The sequence below is a fragment of the Paenibacillus contaminans genome, from assembly GCF_003285015.1.
In the GTDB taxonomy this organism is placed as follows: Bacteria; Bacillota; Bacilli; order Paenibacillales; family NBRC-103111; genus Paenibacillus_V; species Paenibacillus_V contaminans.
Map to the genome: position 1 here is coordinate 1 of NZ_QMFB01000101.1, position 310 is coordinate 310.

Below are 310 nucleotides of genomic sequence, written 5' to 3' on the forward strand. Positions count from 1 at the left end.
CCTACAGCCATCATGATCTCCATAGAAAGGAGGTGATCCAGCCGCACCTTCCGATACGGCTACCTTGTTACGACTTCACCCCAATCATCTACCCCACCTTCGGCGGCTGGCTCCTTGCGGTTACCTCACCGACTTCGGGTGTTGTAAACTCTCGTGGTGTGACGGGCGGTGTGTACAAGACCCGGGAACGTATTCACCGCGGCATGCTGATCCGCGATTACTAGCAATTCCGACTTCATGCAGGCGAGTTGCAGCCTGCAATCCGAACTGAGACCGGCTTTTTAGGATTGGCTCCACCTCGCGGCTTCGC

1 rRNA gene is annotated in these 310 nt (G+C 56.5%); it reads right to left on the reverse strand.

Going from position 1 to position 310, the window contains the following annotated elements:
* Positions 1–25: 25 nt before the first annotated feature.
* Positions 26–310, reverse strand: a 16S ribosomal RNA gene (locus DQG23_RS41705); the annotation flags it as partial.